At 72.1% G+C, this 23,568-nt stretch carries 17 protein-coding genes and 1 pseudogene; 8 read left to right on the top strand and 10 right to left on the bottom strand.

The genetic code is table 11. From position 1 onward, the window contains the following. Positions 1-46: 46 nt before the first annotated feature. Complete coding sequence (locus AB0D18_RS39145) at positions 47-1,450, bottom strand: NAD(P)/FAD-dependent oxidoreductase (protein WP_362430319.1); 1,404 nt, start codon at positions 1,448-1,450, stop codon at positions 47-49. Between the two features lie 714 nt (positions 1,451-2,164). Beyond that, positions 2,165-3,628, bottom strand: coding sequence for an FGGY family carbohydrate kinase (locus tag AB0D18_RS39150; protein WP_362430322.1), 1,464 nt, complete (start codon positions 3,626-3,628; stop codon positions 2,165-2,167). A 238-nt stretch (positions 3,629-3,866) separates the two neighbouring features. On the opposite strand from AB0D18_RS39150, the gene AB0D18_RS39155 reads away from it, so the two are divergent. The 5 genes from AB0D18_RS39155 (at position 3,867) to AB0D18_RS39175 (ending at position 9,994) form a co-directional block, all read left to right on the top strand. Next, positions 3,867-4,859 carry a hypothetical protein gene (locus AB0D18_RS39155; RefSeq protein WP_362430325.1) on the top strand — a complete coding sequence of 331 codons (993 nt, stop codon included), beginning with the start codon at positions 3,867-3,869 and terminating at the stop codon, positions 4,857-4,859. 39 nt (positions 4,860-4,898) lie between these two features. Further along, entirely contained in the window at positions 4,899-6,434 is a 1,536-nt protein-coding gene (locus AB0D18_RS39160; protein ID WP_362430328.1) for an amino acid permease, read from the top strand. A 107-nt stretch (positions 6,435-6,541) separates the two neighbouring features. Next, positions 6,542-7,558, top strand: a complete 1,017-nt coding sequence (locus AB0D18_RS39165; RefSeq protein WP_362430330.1) for an SPFH domain-containing protein — start codon at positions 6,542-6,544, stop codon at positions 7,556-7,558. Further along, positions 7,555-8,451 (top strand): hypothetical protein, encoded by an 897-nt coding sequence (locus tag AB0D18_RS39170; RefSeq protein ID WP_362430333.1) that lies wholly within the window; start codon positions 7,555-7,557, stop codon positions 8,449-8,451. Before AB0D18_RS39165 ends, AB0D18_RS39170 begins: the two co-directional genes overlap by 4 nt. A 145-nt stretch (positions 8,452-8,596) precedes the next feature. Next, positions 8,597-9,994, top strand: a complete 1,398-nt coding sequence (locus AB0D18_RS39175; protein ID WP_362430336.1) for an aromatic acid/H+ symport family MFS transporter — start codon at positions 8,597-8,599, stop codon at positions 9,992-9,994. Here the strand turns inward: AB0D18_RS39175 and AB0D18_RS39180 are convergent. The 8 genes and pseudogenes from AB0D18_RS39180 to AB0D18_RS39215 form a co-directional block, all read right to left on the bottom strand. Continuing rightward, on the bottom strand, positions 9,967-11,151 hold the full coding sequence (locus tag AB0D18_RS39180) for a 4-hydroxybenzoate 3-monooxygenase (protein ID WP_362430339.1): 1,185 nt from the start codon (positions 11,149-11,151) through the stop codon (positions 9,967-9,969). The genes AB0D18_RS39175 and AB0D18_RS39180 overlap by 28 nt on opposite strands. A gap of 4 nt (positions 11,152-11,155) precedes the next feature. Beyond that, entirely contained in the window at positions 11,156-12,322 is a 1,167-nt protein-coding gene (gene pcaD / locus AB0D18_RS39185) for a 3-oxoadipate enol-lactonase (RefSeq protein WP_362430342.1), read from the bottom strand. Between the two features lie 395 nt (positions 12,323-12,717). Further along, positions 12,718-13,929, bottom strand: a pseudogene (gene pcaB / locus AB0D18_RS39190) (3-carboxy-cis,cis-muconate cycloisomerase); the annotation flags it as partial. Between the two features lie 52 nt (positions 13,930-13,981). Further along, entirely contained in the window at positions 13,982-14,551 is a 570-nt protein-coding gene (pcaG, locus tag AB0D18_RS39195) for a protocatechuate 3,4-dioxygenase subunit alpha (protein WP_362430345.1), read from the bottom strand. Beyond that, entirely contained in the window at positions 14,551-15,339 is a 789-nt protein-coding gene (pcaH, locus tag AB0D18_RS39200; RefSeq protein WP_362430348.1) for a protocatechuate 3,4-dioxygenase subunit beta, read from the bottom strand. Before pcaH ends, pcaG begins: the two co-directional genes overlap by 1 nt. 7 nt (positions 15,340-15,346) lie before the next feature. Further along, positions 15,347-16,534 (bottom strand): thiolase family protein, encoded by a 1,188-nt coding sequence (locus AB0D18_RS39205; protein ID WP_362430351.1) that lies wholly within the window; start codon positions 16,532-16,534, stop codon positions 15,347-15,349. Next, entirely contained in the window at positions 16,531-17,178 is a 648-nt protein-coding gene (locus tag AB0D18_RS39210; protein WP_362430353.1) for a CoA transferase subunit B, read from the bottom strand. The genes AB0D18_RS39205 and AB0D18_RS39210 overlap by 4 nt, the downstream gene beginning before the upstream one ends. Beyond that, the gene (locus tag AB0D18_RS39215; RefSeq protein WP_362430356.1) at positions 17,175-17,930 is read right to left on the bottom strand and encodes a CoA transferase subunit A; all 756 of its coding nucleotides are present in this window, start codon (positions 17,928-17,930) and stop codon (positions 17,175-17,177) included. The genes AB0D18_RS39210 and AB0D18_RS39215 overlap by 4 nt, the downstream gene beginning before the upstream one ends. A 156-nt stretch (positions 17,931-18,086) precedes the next feature. Here AB0D18_RS39215 and AB0D18_RS39220 point away from each other — a divergent pair, with 156 nt between their 5' ends. The 3 genes from AB0D18_RS39220 to AB0D18_RS39230 all read left to right on the top strand — a co-directional run bounded on the left by AB0D18_RS39220 (position 18,087) and on the right by AB0D18_RS39230 (position 22,412). Beyond that, positions 18,087-19,745 (top strand): IclR family transcriptional regulator C-terminal domain-containing protein, encoded by a 1,659-nt coding sequence (locus AB0D18_RS39220; protein WP_362430359.1) that lies wholly within the window; start codon positions 18,087-18,089, stop codon positions 19,743-19,745. A gap of 201 nt (positions 19,746-19,946) precedes the next feature. Continuing rightward, complete coding sequence (locus AB0D18_RS39225; RefSeq protein ID WP_362430362.1) at positions 19,947-21,860, top strand: NAD-binding lipoprotein; 1,914 nt, start codon at positions 19,947-19,949, stop codon at positions 21,858-21,860. Positions 21,861-21,986: 126 nt separating this feature from the next. Next, positions 21,987-22,412 carry a pyridoxamine 5'-phosphate oxidase family protein gene (locus AB0D18_RS39230; RefSeq protein WP_362430365.1) on the top strand — a complete coding sequence of 142 codons (426 nt, stop codon included), beginning with the start codon at positions 21,987-21,989 and terminating at the stop codon, positions 22,410-22,412. The last annotated feature ends 1,156 nt before the right edge of the window (positions 22,413-23,568 follow it).

Genomic DNA, 23,568 nt, shown 5'->3' on the forward strand with positions numbered 1-23,568 from the left:
TTGGCTCCCTAAACTGGCACTTGGCCCCCCTGAGCTGGTGCCTCCCTCAACTCCTGGGCTGGTGCTCCTTGTACAGGGCGCGGACCGCCGCACCGCACTCCGCGCCCTGGCAGTGGCCGGCCTCCGCTCGGGTGCGGCGGCGCAGGCCGCCCGGGGAGCGGGCCGGGACCGTGGCGGTGAGGGCGTCGCGGATCTCGCCACGGGTGACGGATTCGCAGGGGCAGACGATGTCGCCGTAGGCGGAGTCCCGGGCGATGAGGTCGGGGCGCTGGTAGGGGCGGGGAAACGCCTCGCCGATGTTGGGCATGTGGGGTGCTTCCAAGTCCCTGGGATTGTCGGCCAGTTCGAGTTCCCCTTCCTCTTCGAGGAGGCTGACGACGTAGGAGGCGATGCCCATCGAGGCACTGAGCCCGGTGGAGCGGATACCGCCGACGGTGACGTACCGCCGCCCGGGGTGGAGGCGGATCCGGTAGTCGTCGCGCTCGGTGGCCGCGCGCAGGCCCGCGTACGAGGTGATGACCTGCTCTTCGAGGAGGGCGGGCATGATGCGGCGGCCGTGGTCGAGGAGGTGTGCGATGCCTTCGGCGGTGGTGTGGTTGGCCGTCTTGGCGTCGGCGCTGGTGAGGTCTTCGGCGGTCGGGCCGAGGAGGACGTTCCCGAAGACGGTGGGCGCGACGAGGACGCCCTTGCCGAGGGCGGTGGGGACGGGCAGCAGGATGTGCCGGACGAGCGCCCGGGACGGCTTGGCGAAGACGAGGAGCTGGCCGCGGCGCGGGGTGACGGTGAAGTCGGCGATGCCGAGGAGGCGGTCGATGTCGTCGGCGTGGAGCCCGGCGGCGTTGATGAGGTGGCGGGTGCGGAGGGGGCCGCGGGTGGTGTGCAGGAGGTGGCCCTCTGCGGATGAAGTGACCTTCTGTACGCGGGTGTTGAGGTGCAGGTCGACTCCGGCGCGGACGGCTTGGGTGGCGTATGCGAGGGTGGTCGTCCACGGGCAGACGATGCTCTCGTCCGGCACTTCGAGCGCGCCGAGGGCGCCGGGGCCGAGGTGCGGCTCGCGGGCGTAGAGCTCGGCCCGGGTGAGGGGGTGGGTGGTGCTGTACCCGTTGCGCGCGGCCTTGTCGGCGAGGGCGGGCAGTGCGGCGAGCTGTTCGTCGGTCCAGGCGACAAGGAGGGCGCCGACCCTTTCGACGGGGATGCCGGACTGGGCTGCGTAGGCGTGGAGTTGGCGCTGTCCGTCGCGGACGAGCCGGGATTCGAGGGTGCCGGGGGTGGCGTCGAAGCCGGTGTGCAGGATGGCGGTATTGGCTTTGGAGGTGCCGTTGCCGACGTCGTCGGAGGCGTCGAGGAGGGCGATGCGGAGGTGGGGGTGACGGGCGAGCTCGCGGGCGATGGCTGTGCCTACTACTCCGGCGCCGATGATGGTGAGGTCGTGGGGGGCGGGGGGCGGCATGTGGCTCCTTGGGAGGGTGGAGGGTTAGGGGGCGGTCGGCCGGGCCGACGGGGCGCCGGGTGGTCGGGGCGTCGGTCGGTTGGGACGTCGGCCGGTTGGGACGTTGAGCGGGCGGGACGTCGGGCGGGCGGCGGCCGGTCGGGCGGGGCAACGGGGCGTTGGGCGGGCGGGACGTCGGCCGGTCGGGACGTTGAGCGGGCGGGACGTTGGCCGGTTGGGACGTCGGTCGGGCGGCGGCCGGTCGGGCGGGGCAACGGGGCGTCGGGCGGTCGGGCCGTCGGGACGTTGAGCGGGCGGGACGTTGGCCGGTCGGGCCGTTGAGCGGGCGGGACGTCGGGCGGGCGGGGCGTCGGGCGGGCGGGGCGTCGGGCGGCCGTCCGGGGCGGCGGGCGGGACGTCGGGCGGGGCGTCGGGCGGGCGTCCGGGGCGTCGGGCGGGACGTCGGGCGGGGCGTCGGGCGGGCGGGGCGTCGAGTCGGCAGGCGCGGTCGAGGGTTTGTGCGGGTGTGTTCGTGCCTGTGGCGGGCCGTGCCCCTCTCCGCCCCTTCCCTGAACCGCTGGCCGCGGGGCTGGGGAGCAGCACGGCCGGCGCGGGTGGGGGCTGATGTCCGGGGCCGCGCCCCGTGCACGGACTGCGTCCGCGCGTGCTCGAACGCCGGACGGGCTGAAGAATCCGCCCCCACGGGCACATGGGGTCCGGGGGCGAAGCCTCTGCTCAGAGCTCACCCACCGCCGCCCGGAACGCCGCCCTTCGGTCCGCCGCTTCCGTCGCCGAGATCGTCGGTTCGTACACCGCCGACGCCTTGCCCCGTCGGGGCAGCGCGTCCGTGACGCTCAGGTGCGGGTTCAGGCCGAGGCGGGCGGCCGACGCCACTCCCAGTGCCGTCGCGTCGGGCAACTCGGCCACGAGTACGGGTAGTTGGAGCAGATCGGCCTGCGTCTGCATCAGGAGGGCCGAGCGTGTCAGGCCGCCGTCCACCCGCAGCTCCCTCAGCCCCACTCCCAGGTCGCGTCCCGCCGCGTCCGCCAGTTCCGTGACCTGGGCTGCGATTCCCTCGCACAGTGCCCGCACCAGGTGCCCCGCCGTCGTACCCAGGCCCAGGCCGGTGAGCGAGCCCCGTGCGTCGGGTCGCCACCACGGTGCGGCCAGTCCTGCCAGGGCCGGGACGAAGGTCACTCCCCCGGCGTCGGGGACTCGCGAGCCCACCCGGTCCAGGTCCCCCGCTCCCGCGATGACGCCGAGGTCGGTCAGCCAGCGCACCGCCGACGCCGCCGTGTAGACCTGGCCGTCGAGGCAGTACGACGTGTGTCCGCGCAGTTGCCAGGCCACGCAGCCGACCAGGCCGGAGGTCGGACGTACGGGCTGTGCTCCTGCCTGGGCAAGCAGGAACGCCCCTGTTCCGTAGGTGCACTTGGCGGATCCTGCTTCCAGTGCGCGCTGCGCGAGGAGTGCTGCCTGTTGGTCCACCAGCAGTCCCGTCAGGGGGAGTTCGCCGCCGAAGACGGTCGTCGTACCGATGCAGCTGTCGGAGGCGACCACCTCCGGGAGGCGTTCCTGTGCGAGCCCGTAGATGTCGAGCGCGGCCGGGGACCATGCCGCCCGGTCCAGGTCGAGGAGCTGGGTGCGACCCGCGGTCGACGCGTCGGTGACGAAGGCTCCGGTGAGGCGGTGGGCGAGCCAGGCGTCGCTGGTGGTGACCACTCCGGCGCGGGTGAGGTGGCGGCGTATCCACGCCATCTTGGGGGCGGCGAAGTAGGGGTCGAGGGGAAGGCCGGTGAGGGTGCGCAACTCATCGGCGTACGCGGAGAGTTCGGTGCATATCTCCGTGGCCCTGCGATCCTGCCAGACGATCGCTTCGGTGAGCGGTTCGCCCGTCGCCGGATCCCAGGCGAGCACCGTCTCACCCTGGTTCGCGAGACCGACAGCCGCGACCGGCTCGCCCGCCTGGGCCAGCGCCTGCCGGCCGGCGTCCAGCACCGAGGCGTACAGCTCGGCCGGTGCGACCTCGACCCGGCCGCCGGGCAGATGGCGGGGGCGGACGGCTGCCCCGCCCGAGCCGATCACCCCGCGCTCGGGGCAGACGACCAGGGCTTTGGTCCCGGAGGTTCCCTGGTCGACGGCGAGTACCGGGCCGTCCGCCGCCGCCCGGTGCGTAGCCGTATTGCCGGTCTTCGCCATCCCCGTACCGCCTCGTCTTGATCGCCACTCGGAAGCCAGCAGCCTGATCGAGTCCCGCCGTCGCAGTCAAGAACATCCGGTCTCCGCTCTTCCTTCACCCGGGGAAAGCTGGACCGGAATACCGCAGTCATGGTCAACTACACGTCGACCACGGTGGGTTGACCGGAGCTGACGCACAGCGAAGAGGGCCCTGCCGGATTTCCCCCGTTTCGCCGAACGCACCAGAGGACCTGTAACGATGCCCAGCGACGAGTTCCGCCCGGTGTACCACCCGGCGGGCCATGACGCCGAATTACGGGCCGTCGTACAGGAGTTGCGTGCCGGAAGGTGGGTGGCGATGCGGAATCTGCTGGAGGAGACCGCGGACTGGGCGTCGTGGACCCGGCGCACCCAGGTCCTGGCAGCGGTGGCGGCCGGCACGGACACGGTGCGCATCTGGCGCGCCGAGGAGCCCCGCAGTGCCGCGGCGACCGTGATGCACGCGCGGGTCGCGGTGGAGCGTGCGACCCGCGCCCACCACCGGAGCCACCCGCAGGTCTCCGAGCTGTGGCGGGAGGCGTGGGAGGCCTGCCAGATCTGCGTCCAGCAGGTGCCCGACGACCCGGTGCCGTGGGTGTGCCTGCTGGCCCTCTCGCCCCTCGACCGGGACCAGCGGATGGCGGAACACCGACTGCCGCCGCCGGGCCCGATGCTGTTTCCCGGCCCCTGGGGGCTGCTCGACCAGGTCGCCGAGCGCGATCCGGCCAACCGCGAGGCCCATCAGCGCATGCTCCAGTTCGTGTGCGCCAGGAATCCGCGCGGCTCGCTGCCCGAAGCCGTCAACTACGCGCGGTGGGCGGTCGCTTCGACACCTCCCGGCTCCCCCGTACAAGCACTCCCGCTGTACGTGCGGATGGAGCGCTACCGTCGCGAGCGCGGCCAGGACAGGGCGCTCGACATGCACTGGGTCACGGACGACGCGATCCGGGACGCACGGTGGGCGCTGGAGAACTGGTTCGACCTGGCCGACCCCGCCGCGTCCTCGCTGCTCGACCTCAGTCACCTCGCCCACGCCCTGTGGGGCGCCCACCAGTTCACCGAGGCCGCGCGGGTGTTCCGCACGCTCGGTCCGTACTACGCCCCGCTCCCCTGGACGTACCGGCTTCACGACGACCACGGCGACGCCACGCACGGGGCGCAGGAGCTCTTCCTGCGAGCCCGCTCCCGGTGCCTCGGCGCACCTCCCCCGTAACCCGCTTCCCTTCCCCCGTCCCCCATCGAAGGAAGAACGATGTCCATCTCCCCACCGAGGCAGTCCCGTTCGGGCCCGCTCGTCCCGCGCGACGAGGAGCAACGGCTGCGTGAGCTCGGCTATCAGCCGGTGCTGGCGCGCCGGATGGGCGGCTTCGGCAACTTCGCGATCAGCTTCTCGGTCATCTCGGTGCTGTCCGGCTGCATGACGCTGTACGGATTCGGCCTCGGCACCGGCGGCCCCGCCGTGATGATGTGGGGCTGGATAGGCGTCGGCCTGTTCGTGCTGTGCGTGGGTCTCGCGCTCGCCGAGGTCACCAGTGCGTACCCGACGTCCGGCGCGCTCTACTACATGGCCGACCGGCTCGGCGGCCGCAAGTGGGGCTGGTACACCGGGTGGTTGAACCTGCTGGGCCTGCTGGGTGCGATCGCGGGCATCGACTACGGGGCCGCGCTGTTCACCGGCGCGCTCCTCAATCTGCGGTTCGGGTTCGAGCCGACGCCCGGCTCCACCATGCTGATCTTCATGTGCATCCTGCTGCTGCACGCGGTGCTGAACCTGTTCGGGGTGCGGCTGGTCAGCGTGCTCAACTCGATCAGCGTGTGGTGGCACATCGCCGGCGTCACCGTGATCGTCGGCGCGCTGGTGATCGTCCCCGACCACCACCAGTCGGCGAAGTTCGTCTTCACCGAGTTCGTGAACGACACCGGCATCGACAGCCCGGTCTATGTGGCGGCCATCGGCCTGCTGCTCGCGCAGTACACCTTCTCCGGCTACGACGCCTCCGCCCACCTGTCGGAGGAGACCTCGAACGCCTCGGTGGCCGCCCCGCGCGGCATCGTGCGCGCCATCTGGGTGTCGTGGATCGCGGGCTTCGCCCTGCTGGCCGGCCTCACCTTCGCCATTCAGGACTACGCGGGCACCGTCGGCAGCGAGACGGGGGTGCCGCCGGCGCAGATCCTGCTGGACGCGCTGGGTTCGGGCGGTGCGACGGCGCTGCTGCTCGTGGTGATCGTGGCGCAGTTGTTCTGCGGCAACGCGGAGGTCGCGGCGGCCAGCCGGATGGTGTTCGCGTTCAGCCGCGACAACGCGCTGCCCGGCTCGAAGCTGTGGCGCAGGGTCAGCAGCCGCACCCGGACGCCTGTTCCCGCGGTGTGGCTCTCGGTCGGTGTGGCGTGCCTGCTCGCCGTGCCTTCGCTGTACTCGGCGACGGCGTACGGCGCGGTCACCGCGATCAATGTCATCGGCATCACGCCCGCGTACGCCATCCCGGTCTTCCTGCGGCTGCGGGCGGGCAACCGTTTCGAGCCGGGGCCGTGGAACCTGGGCCGCTGGAGCAAGCCGGTCGGCTGGACCGCCGTGTCGTGGGTGGCCGTGGTGACGGTGCTGTTCCTGCTGCCGCAGAAGTCCCCGGTGAACTGGGAGACGATGAACTACGCGGTGATCGCCCTGGCCGTGGTGCTGATTCTGGCGACGGTGTGGTGGTACGCGGCCCGCACGTCCTACGGAACCCCCTCGGAAGCGGCCTACGGCACCAAGCGGGAGCGGGAGGAGATCTCGGAGGGCATCGTCTGAGACCCGCCGTCCGCCTGCCCTTCTCACAGCCCTCCCTTTCGCGTCGTCTTGACGATAATGGGTAACCCTCTTATCGTCGTGATGACGAGAAAGAGGGGGCTGTTCTCATGGCCGACATCACCCGGCGCTTCGGCTGGCGCCATCTGCGATCCGCGCCCACCGCTCACGTACGCCACCACAGGCGCGGCAGGCTCGTCCACGACGGTCCCGGGCTGAGCTTCTGGTTCCGGTCGCTGACCGCCGCACTCTCCGAAGTGCCGGTCAGTGACCGTGAGTTGGCGATGGCCTTCCACGCCCGTACGGCGGACTTCCAGGACGTGACCCTGCAGGCCACGGTGACGTACCGGATCAGTGATCCGGCGGTCGCCGCCGCCCGGCTGGACTTCTCCGTGGACCCGGACACCGGCGCCTGGCGCGGTGCGCCCCTGGAACAGCTGGCGACGCTGCTCACCGAGACGGCGCAGCAGCACGCGCTGGACACCTTGGCCCGTACTCCCTTGTCCGAGGCACTGGTCGACGGGGTGTCGGCGGTACGGGAGCAGATCGCGGGCGCTCTCGCGGCGGAGCCCCGGCTGCCCGCCACCGGCATCGAGGTCGTCGCGGTGCGCGTGGTGGCCATCCGCCCCGAGGCGGACGTGGAACGGGCGCTGCGCACACCGGCCCGGGAGCAGATCCAGCAGGAGGCAGACCGGGCGACGTACCAGCGGCGGGCCGTGGCCGTGGAGCGTGAGCGGGCGATCGCCGAGAACGAGCTCGCCAGCAGGATCGAACTCGCCCGCAGGGAAGAGCAGTTGGTGGATCAGCGCGGCACCAACGCCCGCCGCGAGGCGGAGGAGCTGGCGGCGGCCGACGGGGTGAAGGCCGAGGCGGAGGCGGCTCGTACGGTACGGCTCGCCCGCGCCGAGGCCGAGGCGGCGCGCGAGGTCGGCGAGGCCCGCGCCCAGGCACAGGCCGCCTGGCTGCGGGTGCACGGCGAGGTCGACCCGGCCACCCTGCACGCCCTGGCGACGACCCGGCTCGCGGAGAACGTGCCGCGCATCGAGAGCCTCACCCTGTCGCCCGACGTACTGACCGGCCTCCTCGCAAAGCTCGGCGGCGGCCGGACCGGCGGCGGCGCGTCGTGAGTCTCGCGCCGCGCGCCGTGCTCGTCCACCGCACCAGTGAGTACGAGGAGTTGCTCGCCCGGCACGGTACGCGCGGTCAGGCCGAGTTCTTCCTCGCCTCGCGCGGCCGCAGTATCCGGGAGGCCGAGGAACGGCACGGGCGGACCCGGCGGGCCCTCGCCGAGGTGGCGGGGGCGGTGCCGTTGCAGTGGCGGCAGGCCCGGGTGGAGCGGGCGGACCTGGACCGGTTCCTGTTCGGTCCCGAGGACGTCGTGGTGGTGGTCGGGCAGGACGGTCTCGTCGCGAACACCGCCAAGTACCTCGACGGACAACCGGTGTTGGGGATCGACACGGACCCCGGCCGCAATCCCGGCGTACTGGTGCGGCACCGGGCCGCGGACGCGGCGAAGCTGCTGCGGTCGGCGGTGAGCGGCGGGGCGGCCGACGCGCTGACCATGGTGGAGGCCGTCGCCGACGACACGCAGCGGCTGCTCGCCCTGAACGAGATCTACCTCGGCCCGCCCGGCCATCAGACGGCCCGCTACCGCATCGGCCAGGACCGGGAGCGGGCCGCCGCCGAGGCGCAGGCGTCGTCCGGCGTCCTGGTCGGCACCGGTACGGGGGCCACCGGGTGGCTGCGCTCACTGTGGCTGGAGCGGGGGTCCGCGCTGCGGCTGCCGGACCCGGCGGACCACCGGCTGGTGTGGTTCGTACGGGAGGCGTGGCCGTCGCCCGCGACCGGTACGTCCCTGGTGGAGGGCGTGCTGTCCGGGGACGAGCGGCTGCGGCTGACGGTGGAGTCGGACCGGCTGGTCGCATTCGGCGACGGGATGGAGGCGGACGCACTGGAACTGACGTGGGGGCAGACGGTGCGGGTGGGGCGGGCGGCGACGGCGCTGCGGCTGCTGGGGTGAACACCCTGCCCGGCGGACCTCCTTTTCATTGACATGCACCCATCCCGGACGGACACTCATGCCACCTGTTCGGCGAAGCAAAGTTCACTGGACGAACTACACTCGCGCCGGCCCCCTCAACTCCCCCTCCTGGCAAGGACATTGCATGACATCCTCCGGAGCCCGCGCCCCGTCCCCGCAGCGCGCCCACACCTTCCGCTCGGTTCTGCCCGTACTCGCCCTGTGCTGGCTGGCCGTCTTCTTCGACGGCATGGACGTCAACATCTACGGCGCCGTCATGCCGCACATGCTCGACGACCCGGCCCTCGGCCTGACCCAGTCGAGTGCGGGCACCATCGGCAGCTGGACCACCTTCGGCATGCTCATCGGCGCGCTCACCGCCGGGAACCTCACCGACTGGCTGGGGCGGCGGCCCATGCTGGCGGGCAGCGTGGCCCTGTTCTCGCTGGGTTCGGCGCTGTGCGCGCTGGCGGGGACGCCGGGGCTGTTCGGCGCGGGCCGGTTCGTCGCCGGGCTCGGGCTCGGCGGACTGATGCCGCTGTGCCTGGCGATGGTGATGGAGTTCGCGCCGCCGCGCCGGGTCGCGCTCACCACGGGGCTGCTGATGACCTCGTACCACGCGGGCGGCATGGTCGCCACGGCGCTCGGTCTGACGCTGGCTCCGGCGGCGGGCTGGCGCTGGGTGTTCTGGGCGGGTGTGCTGCCCGCCGTGATCGCCGTACCGCTGCTGCTGAAGCTGATGCCGGAGTCGCCCGGGGTGCTGCTCGCGCGCGGCGAGCGGGCGAAGGCGGATGCGGTCGCGGACCGGTTCGCACTGGTGCGTCCGACGGCGGTGGCGGCTCCGGCGGCCGGGGCGAAGGGCCGCTGGGCCGCCGTACTGGCACTGTTCCGGCCGGAGTCCCGGTGGGCGACGCCGCTGCTGTGGCTGGCTTCGTTCTGCGGACTGCTGCTCGTGTACGGGGTGTCGACGTGGCTGCCGCAGATGATGCGCGCGTCGGGGTACGGCATGACGTCGTCGGTGAGCTTCCTGCTGGTCATCAACGCGGGCGGCATCGTCGGCATGCTGATCGCGGGCCGCACCGCGGACCGCTTCGGGGCGGTGCGGGTGTCCGCGATCTGGTTCGTACTGACGGCGGTGGGCGCGCTGCTGCTGAAGTCGCACCTGTCGCTGGGGATGACGTACGTCGTCGTGGCAGTCACCGGCGTGTGGCTCTTCAGCGCACAGGTGATGGTGTACGCGGCGAGCAACACGGTCTACCGGGACAGCGAGCGGGCCGCCGGGCTCGGCTGGGTGACGGGTGTCGGCCGCACGGGTGCGGTGTTCGGGCCGTGGCTGGGCGGGGCGCTGGCGTCGAGCGGCAACCAGAGCTGGGGGTTCACCTCGTTCGCGCTGGCCGGGCTGCTCGGCGCGGTGGCCATCGCGCTCGTACCGCTTGCCGGGAAGCTCGGAGGGCGGCGCCGTGCGGCACCGCCCTCCGCCGGTGCGGCTGCTCCGGTTCAGCCGGTTCAGCCGGTTCAGCCGGTGAAGGGCAAACCCGTGTAGTTCTCGGCCAGTTCGGCCGCGGCGTTCTCCGAGGAGGCGATGCGGTCGAGCTGGGAGAGCTGGAGCCGGGTCTGGAACGCGGACTGCTCGGGGTCCGTGTGCAGCGTCGTCGTCATGAAGTACGAGAAGTGCTCGGCGCGCCAGACCCGGCGCAGTGCCGCGTCCGAGTACGCGTCGAGGAGGTCCGCCCTGCCGGTGGTGTGCAGCAGGGTGAACGCCTCGGCGAGCCGGACGACGTCGGCGGCGGCCAGGTTGAGGCCCTTGGCGCCGGTCGGCGGGACGATGTGGGCGGCGTCCCCGGCGAGGAACACCCGCCCGTACCGCATCGGTTCCGTGACACAACTGCGCATCGGGAGAACGGACTTGGAGGTGACGGTGCCTCGCTCCAGCTTCCAGCCGGGGTCGGCGGCCGTCGCGAACCGGGCGTCCAGCTCGTCCCAGATCCTCTCGTCGGGCCAGTCGGCGGGGTCCGTGCCGTTGGGGACCTGGAGGTAGAGGCGGCTGACGGTGGGCGACCGCATGCTGGCGAGGGCGAAGCCGCGCTCGTGGTGGGCGTAGATCAGCTCGTCGTAGACGGGGCGTGCGTCGGCGAGTATCCCGAGCCAGGAGTAGGGGTACGTACGCTCGTACGTCGTGCGGACGGGCTCGGGGACGGCCGTCCGGGTGACGCCGTGGAAGCCGTCGCAGCCGACGACGTAGTCGCAGGTGAGGGTCTTCTCCTCGCCCTCGTGGACGTAGCGGATGGTGGGCCGGTCGGTGTCGGCGCCGTCGACGGCGGTGACCTGCGCGCCGAACAACAGCGGCCCGCCGTCGGCGACTTGAAGGGTGATCAGGTCCTTCACCACCTCGGTCTGGGCGTACACCATGACGCTGCGGCCGCCGGTGAGGGCCGGGAAGTCGAGGCGGTGGGCGCGACCGTCGAAGCGCAGCTCGATGCCGTCGTGCGGCATGCCGTCCACGTCCATGCGGGTGCCCGCCCCGGCGGCGCGGAGGATGTCGACGGTGCCCTGTTCGAGGATTCCGGCGCGCTGGCGCTGTTCGACGTAGGCGCGGTCGCGGCTCTCCAGGGCGACGCTTTCGATGCCGGCGTTGTGGAGGAGACGGGCGAGGAGGAGGCCGGCCGGGCCGCCACCGATGATGCCAACTGTGGTGTGCATGGGGTTAGTTGTCCGTTCCGATGACTTCTTCGATGTCGTTCAGGACTCGCTGGGCGATGCCGAAGGCGGCGTTGGCGGCGGGTACGCCGCAGTAGACGGCGGACTGCAGGAGCACTTCGCCGATCTCCTCGTGGCTGAGCCCGCCTCGCACGGCCGCCCTGACGTGCATGGCCAGCTCGTCGTGGTGGCCGCCGGCGACGAGCGCGGTGAGGGTGATGCAGCTGCGGGTGCGCCGGTCGAGGGTGTCGCCGGTCCAGATCTCGCCCCAGGCGTAGCGGGTGATGAAGTCCTGGAAGCGGGCGGTGAAGGGGGTGGTGGCGGCGATGGAGCGGTCCACGTGGGCGTCGCCGAGCACTTCCCGTCGTACCACCGTGCCGTCGGCGTGCGTACTGCTCGCGGTACGCACTCCGGGGCCGAAGTGCCTTTGCAGCGCTGCGAGTACGGCACCTGGCTGCTCCACGCCGGCGAGGTGTGCGGCGTGCGGGATCTCGACGAGTGCGGCGTCGGGGATCGAGTCGGCGAGGAGGCGGGCGTCGGCGGGCGGGGTCGCGGTGTCCGCGCGCCCGGCGACGACGAGGGTGGGGGCTGCGATCCTGCCGAGTTCGTCACGCAGGTCGAAGGCGGCGAGGGCGTCGCAGCAGGCGGCGTACGCGGCCGGGTCGGCGGCCCGCTGCGCGGCGGCCAGGTCCCTCACGGCCGGCCCGTCGAACCCGGGCGTGAACCAGCGCGCGGGCGCGGTCGCCACGAGCGGCCCGACTCCCTCGCGACGCACCAGCTCGGCGCGCTCGTGCCACCTCTCGGGCGTACCGAAGCGGGCGGCAGAACAGACGAGGGCCAGCCTCTCGACACGCGCGGGATGGTGCACGGCGAGCCACGCACCGACCGCGCCACCGAGCGAGATCCCCGCGTACGAGAACCGCTCGACGCCGAGCGAATCGGCGAGCGCCAGCACGAGCCGCCCGAGATCACCCACACTCGCCCCGGCCCGGACGAGCTGCGCGGCGGATCCGCCGTGCCCGGGAAGGTCCCACCGAACAACCTTGAACTGCCTCGCCAGGGCGCCCACTTGGGGCTCCCAGACGGCAAGGGAGGTACCGAGGGAGGGCCCGAGAAGGAGGGGCGGGGCGTCGCCAGGGCCGTCGGAACGATGGTGGAGGAGGGGTTGGTTCATCGGGGGTCCTGACCGGGGTTATGGGTCTGACGAGATTCACGGGGCTGACGGGCAAGGGCACGGTCGACGAGGGCGGGCGCGGAGCCGAGGTAGCGCGTGGGGTCGATGAGGCGGAGGAGCAGGGCGCGTACGGTGCGCACGGTCTCAGCCCCGGGGAGGACGCCTGCTGCGGGCTGAGGACCCGGGGCGGGGCGGGGGTCCGCCGCACCGGGACCGCCGCTCTGGGGGGCCTGGGGGAAGCCGGAGCCTGCCCCAGGCCCGTCGCCCGGGGCGGGGCCGGAGGCCGGCTGTCGGCTCTGAGGGGCGCCCCCGGCCGGCCAGGCCCCTTCATCCCGTTCGGCAGCCTCACCCTCGCGCCGCGTATCCGCATCGCTCCCGGGTGCCAGCGCCGTCAGCACCTCCGGTTCGCGGGCGAGGGCCTCTGCCAGGTCCGTGTCCTGTTCCGTTGCGTACCGGGCGGCCCTCGTCAGGGCCGCTTTGGCCGCTGTTCGACCGAGCAGCGGCGCGAGGGTCGCGCTGAGACGTTCGGAGACGATCAGGCCGCCGGTGGTGTCCAGGTTGGCGCGCATCCGGTCCGGGTGGACCGTCAGGCCCGTGACGAGTTCCGCCGCGTCGCGGGCTGCGCCGCCCGTGAGGCGCAGTGCGTCGCGCAGTGGCAGCCACTCCGCGTGCCAGGCGCCCGCGGGACGCTCGTCCTCGGCGGCGAGGGAGGTGAACAACACACTTGCCAGCGCGGGGAGTTGCCGGGCGGTGGCGGCGATCAGGGTGGCGCGGACCGGGTTGCTCTTGTGCGGCATGGCGGAGGAGCCGCCGCCGGCGCCTTCCGCGAGCTCGCCGATCTCCGTACGGGAGAGGACGAGCACATCGGCGGCGATCTTACCGAGAGCGCCCGCGGTGAAGGCGAGTGCGCCGGCCAGGTCGGCGACCGGGGTGCGGAGGGAGTGCCAGGGCAGGTGGGGTGCGGCCAGGCCGAGTTCGCAGGCGTAGGTCGCGGGCAGGTCGATCGGGTCCGTGCCCTGCGGGGCGTACTCGCCGAATGCGGCCAAGGTGCCTGCGGCCCCTCCCAGTTGGGCCGGGAGGGCATCGCGTACCGCTGTCAGCCGGTCGTATGCGTCCAGGACGAGGGAGCGCCAGCCGGCCGCCTTCAGGCCGAAGGTGGTCGGCACGGCGTGCTGGGTGAGCGTGCGGCCCGGCATGGGAGTGGAGCGGTGCGTTGCGGCAAGCGCGGCCAGTGTCGTGGCGGTGCGGGACAGGTCGTCGAGGGTGGGGGCGAGCGCGCGTGCCGCCATCAGCATCAGGGCCGTATCGAGGATGTCCTGGCTGGTCGCCCCGCGGTGTACGAACTCGGCGTGGGAAGGCGCGAGTTGGTTGACCTGTGCGGTCAGGTCGGCGATCAGGGGGATCACCGGGTTGCCGCCCGACCTGGCCCGCAGCGCCAGGTCTCGCACGTCGTAGCGGGACGCGTCGGCCGCCGTCGTCACCGTGTGCGCGGCGCTCGCCGGGGCCGCGCCGACCCGTGCCTGTGCCCGGGTCAGTGCGGCTTCTGCGTCGAGCAGGGCCTGGAGGAAGGCCCTGTCCCCGGTCGCGGCCTCGGCTGCCCCGCCCACCGCTGAGGGCGAGAAGAGGTCGGCGGAGTCGGAAAGGGAGTCGGCGGAGGTCTCAGCGGAAGTCAAGGAACACCGTCTCCCGCTTCCCCTGGAGGTGGATGTCGAAGCGCCGTGCGCCGTCCGGCTCGGGCGTCGCGAGCAGCGTGCCCCGGCGGGGCTCGGGCAGGTCGGCGAGCGGACCCTCCCGTACGTCGTCCGTGAAGTACGCGCGGGTGTGGAGGTGGTGCATCAGGCCGCGCGCGAAGACGCAGACCGCGAGGTACGGAGTGCGGGCCGGCGGGACCAGCGTACGGACCGCCCAGTGGCCGTCCGCGTCCGTGGCGACTCGGCCGAAGCCGGTGAAGTCGACGCCGTTGCGGCCGAGGAAGCCCCCGGTCACCGGGTCACGGCGGAGTGAGCCCGGCCGGCCGGCGAGGGAGCCGTCGGGGGCCGCCTGCCAGGTTTCGACGATCGCGTCCGGGACCGGTGCGCCGTTCCCGTCGCGTACGTAGCCGTGCACGGTGACGGTGTCCGGGTGCCCGGCCGGGGCGATGTCGCCGCCGCCCGCGAAGGGCAGCGCGTAGCCGTAGAACGGGCCGACGGTCTGGGACGGGGTCGGGGGGAGCACGGGAGCGGCGGCCATCAGTGGTTCTCCTCGGGGTCGGGCAGCGTGGCGGCGGGCCCGTCCAGGACGATGTCCCAGCGGTAGCCGAGCGACCACTCGGGGCGGGAGAGGGTGTGGTCGTAGGTGGCGACGAGGCGGTCCCGGGCGGCCTGGTCGGTGACCGACTGGAGGATCGGGTCGTACGGGAAGAGCGGGTCGCCGGGGAAGTACATCTGGGTGACCAGGCGCTGGGTGAAGGCGGTGCCGAAGAGCGAGAAGTGGATGTGCGCGGGCCGCCAGGCGTTGAGATGGTTGCGCCACGGGTACGCGCCCGGCTTGACGGTGGTGAAGGAGTACGCGCCCTGATCGTCCGTCAGGCACCGTCCCACGCCCGTGAAGTGGGGGTCGAGCGGGGCGGGGTGCTGGTCGCGCTGGTGGGCGTACCGGCCGGATGCGTTGGCCTGCCAGAGTTCGACGAGCTGGCCGCGCACGGGGCGCCCCGCACGGTCGAGGACGCGTCCGCCGACGGTGATGCGCTCGCCGAGCGGCTCCCCCTGGTGCTGGCGGGTGAGGTCGGAGTCGAGGTCGGTGATGTCGGTGACCCCGAAGACGGGGCCGTACAGCTCGGCGGCCTCCGGGTCGGCTGCACCGGCGAGCGCGACGAGGGGCTGCTGCGGGTGGCGCAGCACGCTGCTGCGGTACGGGGTGAAGTCGCGCGGCGGGTGGTGCGGGGCGGGGGCGCCTTCCGCGACCGCCTTTGCGACGGCCTCGTGCGCCTCCGCTATCTCGACACTGATGTGATGTTGCGTCAGTTGCTGTGTGGGCATGAGTTGTTCACCTCTCCAGTACGAGTGCGAGGCCCTGGCCGACGCCGATGCACAGGGTGGCGAGGCCGGTGCCGGAGCCTGCGGCGGCGAGCTGGTGGGCGACTGCTCCGGTGATGCGGGCGCCGGACGCGCCGAGGGGGTGGCCGATGGCGAGGGCGCCGCCGCGCGGGTTGACGACGGCGGGGTCAAGGCCTGGCCACTGCGAGAGGCAGGCGAGGGCCTGTGCGGCGAAGGCTTCGTTGAGTTCGACGGTGCTCAGGTCGCCCGGCTCGCGGCCGGCCTTCTTCAGGGCACGGTGCACGGCCTCGACGGGGCCCGCGCCGAAGTGCTGCGGTGCGATGCCGGTGACGGCGCAGGCGCTGATCCGGGCGAGGGGCTCGCGGTCGGTGGCGCGCAGGCCGTCCTTGTCGACGAGGAGCAGGGCGGCGGCGCCGTCGTTGAGCGGGGAGGAGTTCCCTGCGGTGACGGTGCCGTCCTTGCGGAAGACGGGCCCCAGCCTGGCGAGGGCTTCGGGGGTGGAGGACTCCCGGATGCATTCGTCGCGGGCGAGGTCGATACCGTCGACCGGGACGACCTCGCCGTCGTACAGGCCCTTCTCCCAGGCAGCAGCGGCTTTTTGATGGCTGGTCAGGGCGAAGGCGTCCTGGGCCTCGCGGTCGATCCCGTACCGCTCGGCGACGAGTTCGGCGCCCTCGCCGAGGGCCACCGTCCACTCCTCGGGCATCCGGGGGTTGGTCATCCGCCAGCCGAGGGTGGTGGAGTACATCTGCTGGTGTCCGGCGGGGAAGGCGCGCTCGGGCTTGGGCAGCACCCAGGGGGCGCGGCTCATGGATTCGACGCCGCCGGCGACGGCGATCGACGCGTCGCCGACGGCGATGGCGCGGGCCGCCTGGATGACGGCTTCCATGCCGGAGCCGCAGAGCCGGTTGACGGTGACGCCGGGCACGGACACCGGCAGGCCGGCGAGCAGCACGGCCATGCGGGCGACGTCCCGGTTCTCCTCGCCCGCGCCGTTGGCGTTGCCGAAGAACACGTCGTCGATCCGGGCCGGATCCAACTCGGGTGAGCGCGTCACCAGTTGGCGCAGCACGGTGGCGGCCAGGTCGTCGGGCCGCACGCCCGCGAGCGCGCCGCCGTACTTGCCCACCGGCGTGCGGACGGCATCCACCACATACACGTCGCGGAGCGTCGTCATCGGCCCACCACCTCCCCGCGGGCGACGGGCGCGCCCGTCTTCCCGATCAGCTCTTCGGCGCCCACACCGGGCGCGGTCTCGACGAGTACGAGCCCGGCGTCGGTGACGTCCAGTACGCCGAGGTCGGTGATGATGCGGTGCACGCACCCCTTGCCGGTGAGCGGCAGGGTGCACTCCCCCACGATCTTCGGGGTGCCGTCCTTGGCGGTGTGGTCGGTGAGGACGAGGACACGGCGGGCGCCGTGGACGAGGTCCATGGCACCACCCATGCCCTTGATCATCTTGCCGGGGACGGACCAGTTGGCGAGGTCGCCGGTGGCGGACACCTGCATGGCGCCGAGGATCGCGGTGTCGATGTGGCCGCCGCGGATCATCCCGAAGGAGAGCGCGGAGTCGAAGAACGAAGCCCCGGGGAGGACGGTGACCGTCTCCTTGCCAGCGTTGATCAGGTCGGGGTCGATCTCGCCCTCGGTCGGGTACGGGCCGACACCGAGCAGTCCGTTCTCGGAGTGGAGGACCACGTCGACGTCGGCGGGGAGGTGGTTGGGGACGAGGGTCGGCAGGCCGATGCCGAGGTTGACGTAACTGCCGTCGGTCAGCTCGGCGGCGGCGCGGGCGGCCATCTCCGTTCGGGTCCAGCTCATGAACGTACCGTCCTCTTCTCTATTGCCTTGTCAGAGGCCTGAGTCGGGGTCAGGGCCACCACCCGCTGCACGAAGACGCCCGGCACGTGCACCGCGTCCGGGTCCAGGTCACCTGGCTCCACCAGCTCCTCCACCTCGGCGATCGTCACGCGCCCCGCCATCGCGGACAGGGGGTTGAAGTTGCGGGCCGAGCGGTGGAAGACGAGGTTGCCGTGCCGGTCGCCCTTCGCTGCCCGTACGAGCGCGAAGTCGGTGGAGATGCCGCGCTCCATGACGTACTCCTGCCCGTCGAAGACCCGCACCTCCTTCGCCGGGGACGGCAGTACGACCGAGCCGTCCGCTCCGTAACGCCACGGCAGTCCGCCGTCGGCGACCTGTGTGCCGACGCCCGCCGGGGTGAAGAACGCCGGGATGCCCGCGCCGCCCGCGCGCAGCCGCTCCGCGAGGGTGCCCTGCGGGATCAGCTCGACCTCCAGTTCGCCGCCCAGGTACTGGCGCGCGAACTCCTTGTTCTCGCCCACGTACGAACCGGTGACGCGGGCGATGCGGCCCGCGGCGAGCAGGATGCCGAGGCCTCCGCCGTCCACGCCGCAGTTGTTGGAGACGACGCTCAGGCCGTCGGGCCCCGACTCGTGGATTGCCTGGATCAACACGTTCGGTACGCCGCTGAGTCCGAAGCCGCCGACCGCGAGGGACGCTCCGGCGGGGATGTCGGCGACTGCTTCGGCGGCAGTGGCCCTGATCTTGTCCATGAAGGAATTCCTGACCCCAGGCTGTTCGCCTGATGAACTAGAGTTCACACTCGACTCGTCCAGAGTCTGCTGCGGCCGTTCCGGCCTGTCAATGCCCGGTCGGTGCCCGATCGGCGCCCGGATAGATTTGCCCCGAGTTCAGCCTTTGGAGAGTGGATGTCAGACACGAACGCCGTTCCCGCCGAAGCCGTCGGCCCGCTGCTGCGCGGTCTCGACGTGCTGCGCCGGCTCACCGACGCGGGCGGCCGGCTGAGCCTCGGCGATCTCGTACGCTCCACCGGCCTGGCCCGTTCCACCGTCGACCGCGTCACCCAGACCCTGGCCCGGATGGGCTACCTCCGGCTGGACGGCCGGGATGCCGCGCTGACCCCGCGACTGATGGAGCTCGGCAACGCCTACCTCGCCGCGATCCGTCTCCCCGACCTGCTCGGCCCGCACGCGGAGCGTCTCGCGGACGCGCTCGACGAGTCGGTGTCCCTGGCGGTGCCCGACCGCGACGGGATCCGCTTTGTCCACCAGTCGACGCGGCGGCGGGCCATGTCGCTCAGCTTCCGCATCGGCGACCTGCTGCCCGCCGAACGGACCGCGCCCGGCGCCCTGTTCGCCGCCGACTGGGACGCGGACGCGTGGACGCACTGGCGGGAGAGGCGCGCGGCCGATCCGCAGGGGCTCGGCTTCCACCCCGTGCCGCCCCTGACGGACACTCAGGAGGCCCCGGACGAGGCGCACTTCGCGGACCGTACGCACCGGGCGCAGGACCAGGGGTGGGCGCTGGACGACCAGTTGATCGAGCCGGGGCTCGTCGCGCTCGCCCTGCCGGTGCGGGACCCCGACGGGCGGCCGGTGTGCGCGGTGAGCGTGGTCAGCCACACCAGCAGGCACGGCGCGGCCTCGCTGCGGAAGGCGATGCTGCCCCGGCTGCGCACCGCGGTGGCCGGCATGGAGCGCGCGCTGCGCGAGGCACCGGCGGCGGAGCCGGTCAAGTCGGCGACGGCGCTGGCGAGTTGGACCGCCGCTTCCAAGCAGGAGCTGGGCGCAGGTTTCGTGGAGTCGCTGGCGCGCGGGCTGACCGTACTGACCGCGTTCGGCGAGGGCAGGTCGGCACTGACGCTGTCCGGTGTCGCACAGGCGTGCGGGCTGGCGCGGGCGACTGCCCGGCGCGCGCTGATCACGTTCGAGCACCTGGGGTACGTGGAGGTGCGCGCGGGACTGTTCCGGCCGACTCCGCAGGTGCTGGGGCTCGGCTTCCCGCCGCTGTCGCGGCTGACGCTGCCGCAGTTCGCACAGCCGCACCTGGCCGCGCTGGCGCAGCAGGTGCACGATTCGACGTCGCTGTCCGTACTGACCGGCACGGAGATCCAGTACACGGCACGGGTCGCCACCAGCCGTGTCATGAACGTCAACATCACGGTGGGCACCCGGTTCCCCGCGTACGCGACCTCCATGGGCCGGGTGCTGCTGGCGGACCTGCCCGACGGTGCACGCGCGGAGCGGCTCGCCGGGGCGGAGCTGCGGGCACTGACCCGGCACACGGTGACCTCGACCGAGGAGCTCGGCGCACTCCTGGAGCGCGTACGGGAGGAGCAATTCTCCATGACGGACGGTGAGTTGGAGGAGGGTCTGCGGTCGGTGGCCGTGCCGGTGCGGGACCGCGCGGGCCGGGCGGTGGCTGCTGTCAACGTCGCCATGCACAGCAGCCGGCGCAGTGCCGCGCAGTGCCGCAGCGAGGTGCTGCCCGCGCTGCGGGCCACGGCCGCGCGGATCGAGGAGGACCTCGCCGCGACCGGAAGGTTCACCCGTACCGCGGCCTGCTGAACCAGGAACGAGGAGCGCGCCGGACAGGACCCGGGGGGCGCCCGGCAGGGCCGGAGGGTGCGCCCCGAATGGGTGCGCGGCACCCCCGTGGCGGCTGCGGCGGACCCGTTGTCGGTGGAGGATCGGAAAGATGTGGGGGATTTGTCCGTATGCTCCTCTTTTCGGTTCCTTCTCTGCGTGTTACCGGAGGTGAGATGCGGCATGGCCCGCACCTCTGTCGTCAGGCCCCGGCTGCGGTACTGGTTCGACACGACCATGACCCGCGGCACCCCGGCCCTGATCGGCTGGCTCTCCATGATCTGCCTGGCGATCGTCGTCCCGGTGAGCGCACTGCTGGTCTGGGCGGACCGGAGGAGGCCCACCACGCTGCACAACCAGGTCATGGAGATCTGGAAGAACGTGAGCTGGGCGTTCAAGCTGGGCGGCGCGGTCGGCGCACCGGTGTTCGTGGCGCTTTCCATCCTGCTGGCGCTGGTGGGACTGCTCTTCGCGAGCACCCTGGTCGGGCTGATCGCGGCCGGCGTCAACCGCAAGATCCTGGATCTGCGGCGCGGCACGTCCGTGATCATGGAGGACCACCACACGGTGCTCCTGGGCTGGTCGGAGCAGATCTACCCGGTCCTCGCGGAGCTGGTGGAGGCGAATGCCCACAAGCGCCGGGGGGCGGTCGCCCAGAGGCGCCGGGGGGCGGTCGCGATCCTCGCCCCCATGGACAAGGTCGAGATGGAGGAGCTGGTCCGGGACCGGGTGCCGGGTGCCCGCTCCATCCGGGTGATCTGCCGTACCGGAAGCCCGGTCGACCCCGCGGACATCGAGCGGGTCAACCCGAAGGGTGCCCGCGCGGTGATCGTGCTGACGCCGGGCGGCGAGGACGGTGACGCCGACCTCGTGAAGACGCTGCTCGCCGTCACCAAGAGCCCCGGCATGCAGGACCAGCCGCACCTCGTGCTGGCCGCCGTGCAGGACGTACGCAACCGGGAAGCGGCCCGGCTCGCGGCCGGCCCGGGGGCGTGCGTGCTCAGCATCGACGACATCGCCGCCCGGCTCGTCGTGCAGACCTGCCGGCAGCCCGGTCTCTCGCTGGTCTACATGGAGCTCCTCACCTACGAGGGCAACGAGTTCTACCTCACCGAAGAGCCGGAGCTGGTGGGCCGCAGCTACGCCGAGGCACTCATGTCGTACGCCACCTCCGCGGTGATCGGGCTGCGGCGGGCCGACGGTTCGCTCGCCCTCAACCCGCCGTCCGACACCCGGATCCTGGCGGGCGATGAGATCATCGCGATCTCCCAGGACGACGGCACGGTGATCCTCTCCGACCGACCGGGGACGATCGACACGGCGGCGGTCGTCACCCCGGCGCCGCGCGTCCCGCAGCCCGAGCGGACCCTGATGCTGGGCTGGAACCGGCGGGCCGCCCTGGTCATCACCGAGCTCGACCAGTACGTCGCCAAGGGCTCGACCCTCGACGTGATCGCCCGGGAGCCCGAGGTCGCCGACACGGTCGCCTCGGTGCCGCTGTACCGGGACGCGCTGACGGTCGGCTTCCGGACGGGCGACGTGACGGAGCCCGCGGTGCTGCGCGGCCCGGACCTCGGTGCGTACGACCACGTGATCGTGCTCAGTGACGACGCCGACGGCACGATGGGGCTGCGCGCCGACAACCGCACCCTGGTCACCCTGCTCCAGCTGCGGCACATCGCGACCGGTCTCGGCTGCGGGCTGCCGGTGGTCGCGGAGCTCAGCGACGACCGCAACCGGGCGCTTGCGCCGATCAGCGAGAGCGACGACTTCATCGTCAGCGACAAACTGATCAGCCTGCTGATGACCCAGGTGTCGGAGAGCCGCCACCGGGCCGCGCTCTTCGAGGACCTCTTCCGGACGGAGGGCAGCGAGATCTACCTCAAGCCCGCCCGCGACTACGTGCTGCTGGAGCGCGAGTTGGACTTCTACACGGTGGTGGAGTCGGCCCGCCTGCAGGGGCAGTCGGCGATCGGCTACCGGCTGCTGTCGGAGGCGGCCCGGCCGCCTGGGTTCGGCATCCACCTCAACCCGGACAAGAAGCGGACGATCCGGTTCACCGAGGGCGACAGCGTGATCGTGATGGCGGAGGACTGAGCCCGCAGCCACCGGCCGCCGGGCGCGGGCCGCGCGTCACGGAGGCGTACGGGATGCGGTGGCCGCCCTGGAAGTGATGTAGTTGGCACCGCAATTGGCCGTACTCCCGCACTGAAGGAGCCCCTCGTGGCACTCTCTCGCGAAGAACGCGCACGCTTCCTGGCCGAGCCGCACATCGGCGCCCTGTCCGTGGACGACGGCCCCGGCCGCGCCCCGCTGACCGTGCCCATCTGGTACCAGTACGCCCCGGACGGCGACCTGTGGATCCTGACCGGCGCCACCTCCCGCAAGGCGGAGCTGATCCGGGCCGCCGGCCGCTTCACGATGATGGCCGACACCACGGAACCGACCGTCCGCTACGTGTCCGTGGAGGGCCCCCTCGTCTCCTCGGAGAAGGGGACCCGGGAGCACCTGACCGAGATGGCGGCCCGCTATCTGCCCGCCGACAAGGTCGAGGGCTACGTCGACTGGTCGTGGAAGGAGCACGGCGAGGTCGTCGTCCTCCGGATGCGCCCCGAGCGGTGGCTGAGCGCGGACATGGGCTCGGTCTGAGGTCCGCGCGTGACGGGTGGTTCTGACGGGACCGCCCGCCGTGACGCGGTGATCCAAACAGGACGCCCGGGTTCCGGATCTCAGGGCTGGCCCTGATGCCAGGCCCGTCCGGGCTGCCTATGGTTGTCCACACCAGCACCGTTCCGGGAACGACGACGGGGGAAGCACGGGGGATCTCGGGGGAGATGTCTTCCCGGAACGGCTTGCTGGTACCTCTTCCTGCGGGTTGTTCAAGCCGCCCGCAGATGTGCCAAGACGCCGGCCGCATACGCCCCGCCCACCGCGAGTGTCTCCAGCACCTCGCCGGCTGCGGGTTCGAGGTCTCCTTGCGGGCGACCCCGCGATCTCGGCCCGATCGTCAACACCCGCCGCCGCAACGACCGTTGACGGCCATGCCCACTCGCCACTCTCGCGTTCCGCACCACCGGCACGGAACGGTGGGCGCGCACTCGACACCGCCGGCATCTCGACACCGACGAGACGCCGCCCGCGCGAGACCTCTTACCTCACTTACCTCGCTGCCGAGCATGCGGAAATCTATGCCAGCCGGAGTAGACATTGGGTGGCGGTGTGGTTATGGTTTCTCTCGTAGCCGAGATCAGCAGCCCGGCAGAGACGAACTGGCGGGCAGCAGTACACGCAGTCGCAGTACGCAGGACGGTGCGGTGGTGGAGTTTCGAAGCCAGAGCGGTTGCAGGACGGCGACGGGACTGACGACCGGACCGGGTGGCCCGCAGTGATCAGGGGCCGCCGTGAGCAGTACCGCAGTTTCCGCAGTGGCAGTACCCAGCAGTGAAGGCAAGTGAGCAGTACCCCGGTGAAGGCGTCGGCTGCGGACGCGCGCACCGGGAGGTTCGGCATACGAAGAAGGCAGTTCATCCAGAGGGAAAGATCGGAGGAACACCAGCGCCATCAGGATCGCCCGGGTCGAAATCTGAACCCGGGTACCGCAGGACATCGATAGTGAGGTGGTCTCCGGTCAAGCAACCGCGATCCCCGCACCCCCGACAGCAGTCACGTCGGGTCGGCGGATACAGAGGGCCGGCGCAGTACCACGGCCGGCAGATGGTGTAGCAGTTCCTTCGGGGCCCGGGTGCCACATGGCACCCGGGCCCCTCCAGTGCGTTCGCAGAGAGGTGCAAATGACAGCAGAGAA

The sequence above is a fragment of the Streptomyces sp. NPDC048442 genome (genome assembly GCF_040651475.1).
Lineage (GTDB): Bacteria > Actinomycetota > Actinomycetes > Streptomycetales > Streptomycetaceae > Streptomyces.

Coding starts and splice junctions, on each gene's coding strand:
- pcaG (WP_362430345.1), bottom strand. CDS start 14,551: ATGGCCGCCGCTCCCGTGCTCCCCCCGACCCCGTCCCAGACCGTCGGC.
- AB0D18_RS39180 (WP_362430339.1), bottom strand. CDS start 11,151: ATGCACACCACAGTTGGCATCATCGGTGGCGGCCCGGCCGGCCTCCTC.
- AB0D18_RS39150 (WP_362430322.1), bottom strand. CDS start 3,628: ATGGCGAAGACCGGCAATACGGCTACGCACCGGGCGGCGGCGGACGGC.
- AB0D18_RS39160 (WP_362430328.1), top strand. CDS start 4,899: ATGTCCATCTCCCCACCGAGGCAGTCCCGTTCGGGCCCGCTCGTCCCG.
- pcaD (WP_362430342.1), bottom strand. CDS start 12,322: ATGAACCAACCCCTCCTCCACCATCGTTCCGACGGCCCTGGCGACGCC.
- AB0D18_RS39215 (WP_362430356.1), bottom strand. CDS start 17,930: ATGGACAAGATCAGGGCCACTGCCGCCGAAGCAGTCGCCGACATCCCC.
- AB0D18_RS39165 (WP_362430330.1), top strand. CDS start 6,542: ATGGCCGACATCACCCGGCGCTTCGGCTGGCGCCATCTGCGATCCGCG.
- AB0D18_RS39225 (WP_362430362.1), top strand. CDS start 19,947: ATGGCCCGCACCTCTGTCGTCAGGCCCCGGCTGCGGTACTGGTTCGAC.
- pcaH (WP_362430348.1), bottom strand. CDS start 15,339: ATGCCCACACAGCAACTGACGCAACATCACATCAGTGTCGAGATAGCG.
- AB0D18_RS39220 (WP_362430359.1), top strand. CDS start 18,087: ATGTCAGACACGAACGCCGTTCCCGCCGAAGCCGTCGGCCCGCTGCTG.
- AB0D18_RS39155 (WP_362430325.1), top strand. CDS start 3,867: ATGCCCAGCGACGAGTTCCGCCCGGTGTACCACCCGGCGGGCCATGAC.
- AB0D18_RS39175 (WP_362430336.1), top strand. CDS start 8,597: ATGACATCCTCCGGAGCCCGCGCCCCGTCCCCGCAGCGCGCCCACACC.
- AB0D18_RS39145 (WP_362430319.1), bottom strand. CDS start 1,450: ATGCCGCCCCCCGCCCCCCACGACCTCACCATCATCGGCGCCGGAGTA.
- AB0D18_RS39205 (WP_362430351.1), bottom strand. CDS start 16,534: ATGACGACGCTCCGCGACGTGTATGTGGTGGATGCCGTCCGCACGCCG.
- AB0D18_RS39210 (WP_362430353.1), bottom strand. CDS start 17,178: ATGAGCTGGACCCGAACGGAGATGGCCGCCCGCGCCGCCGCCGAGCTG.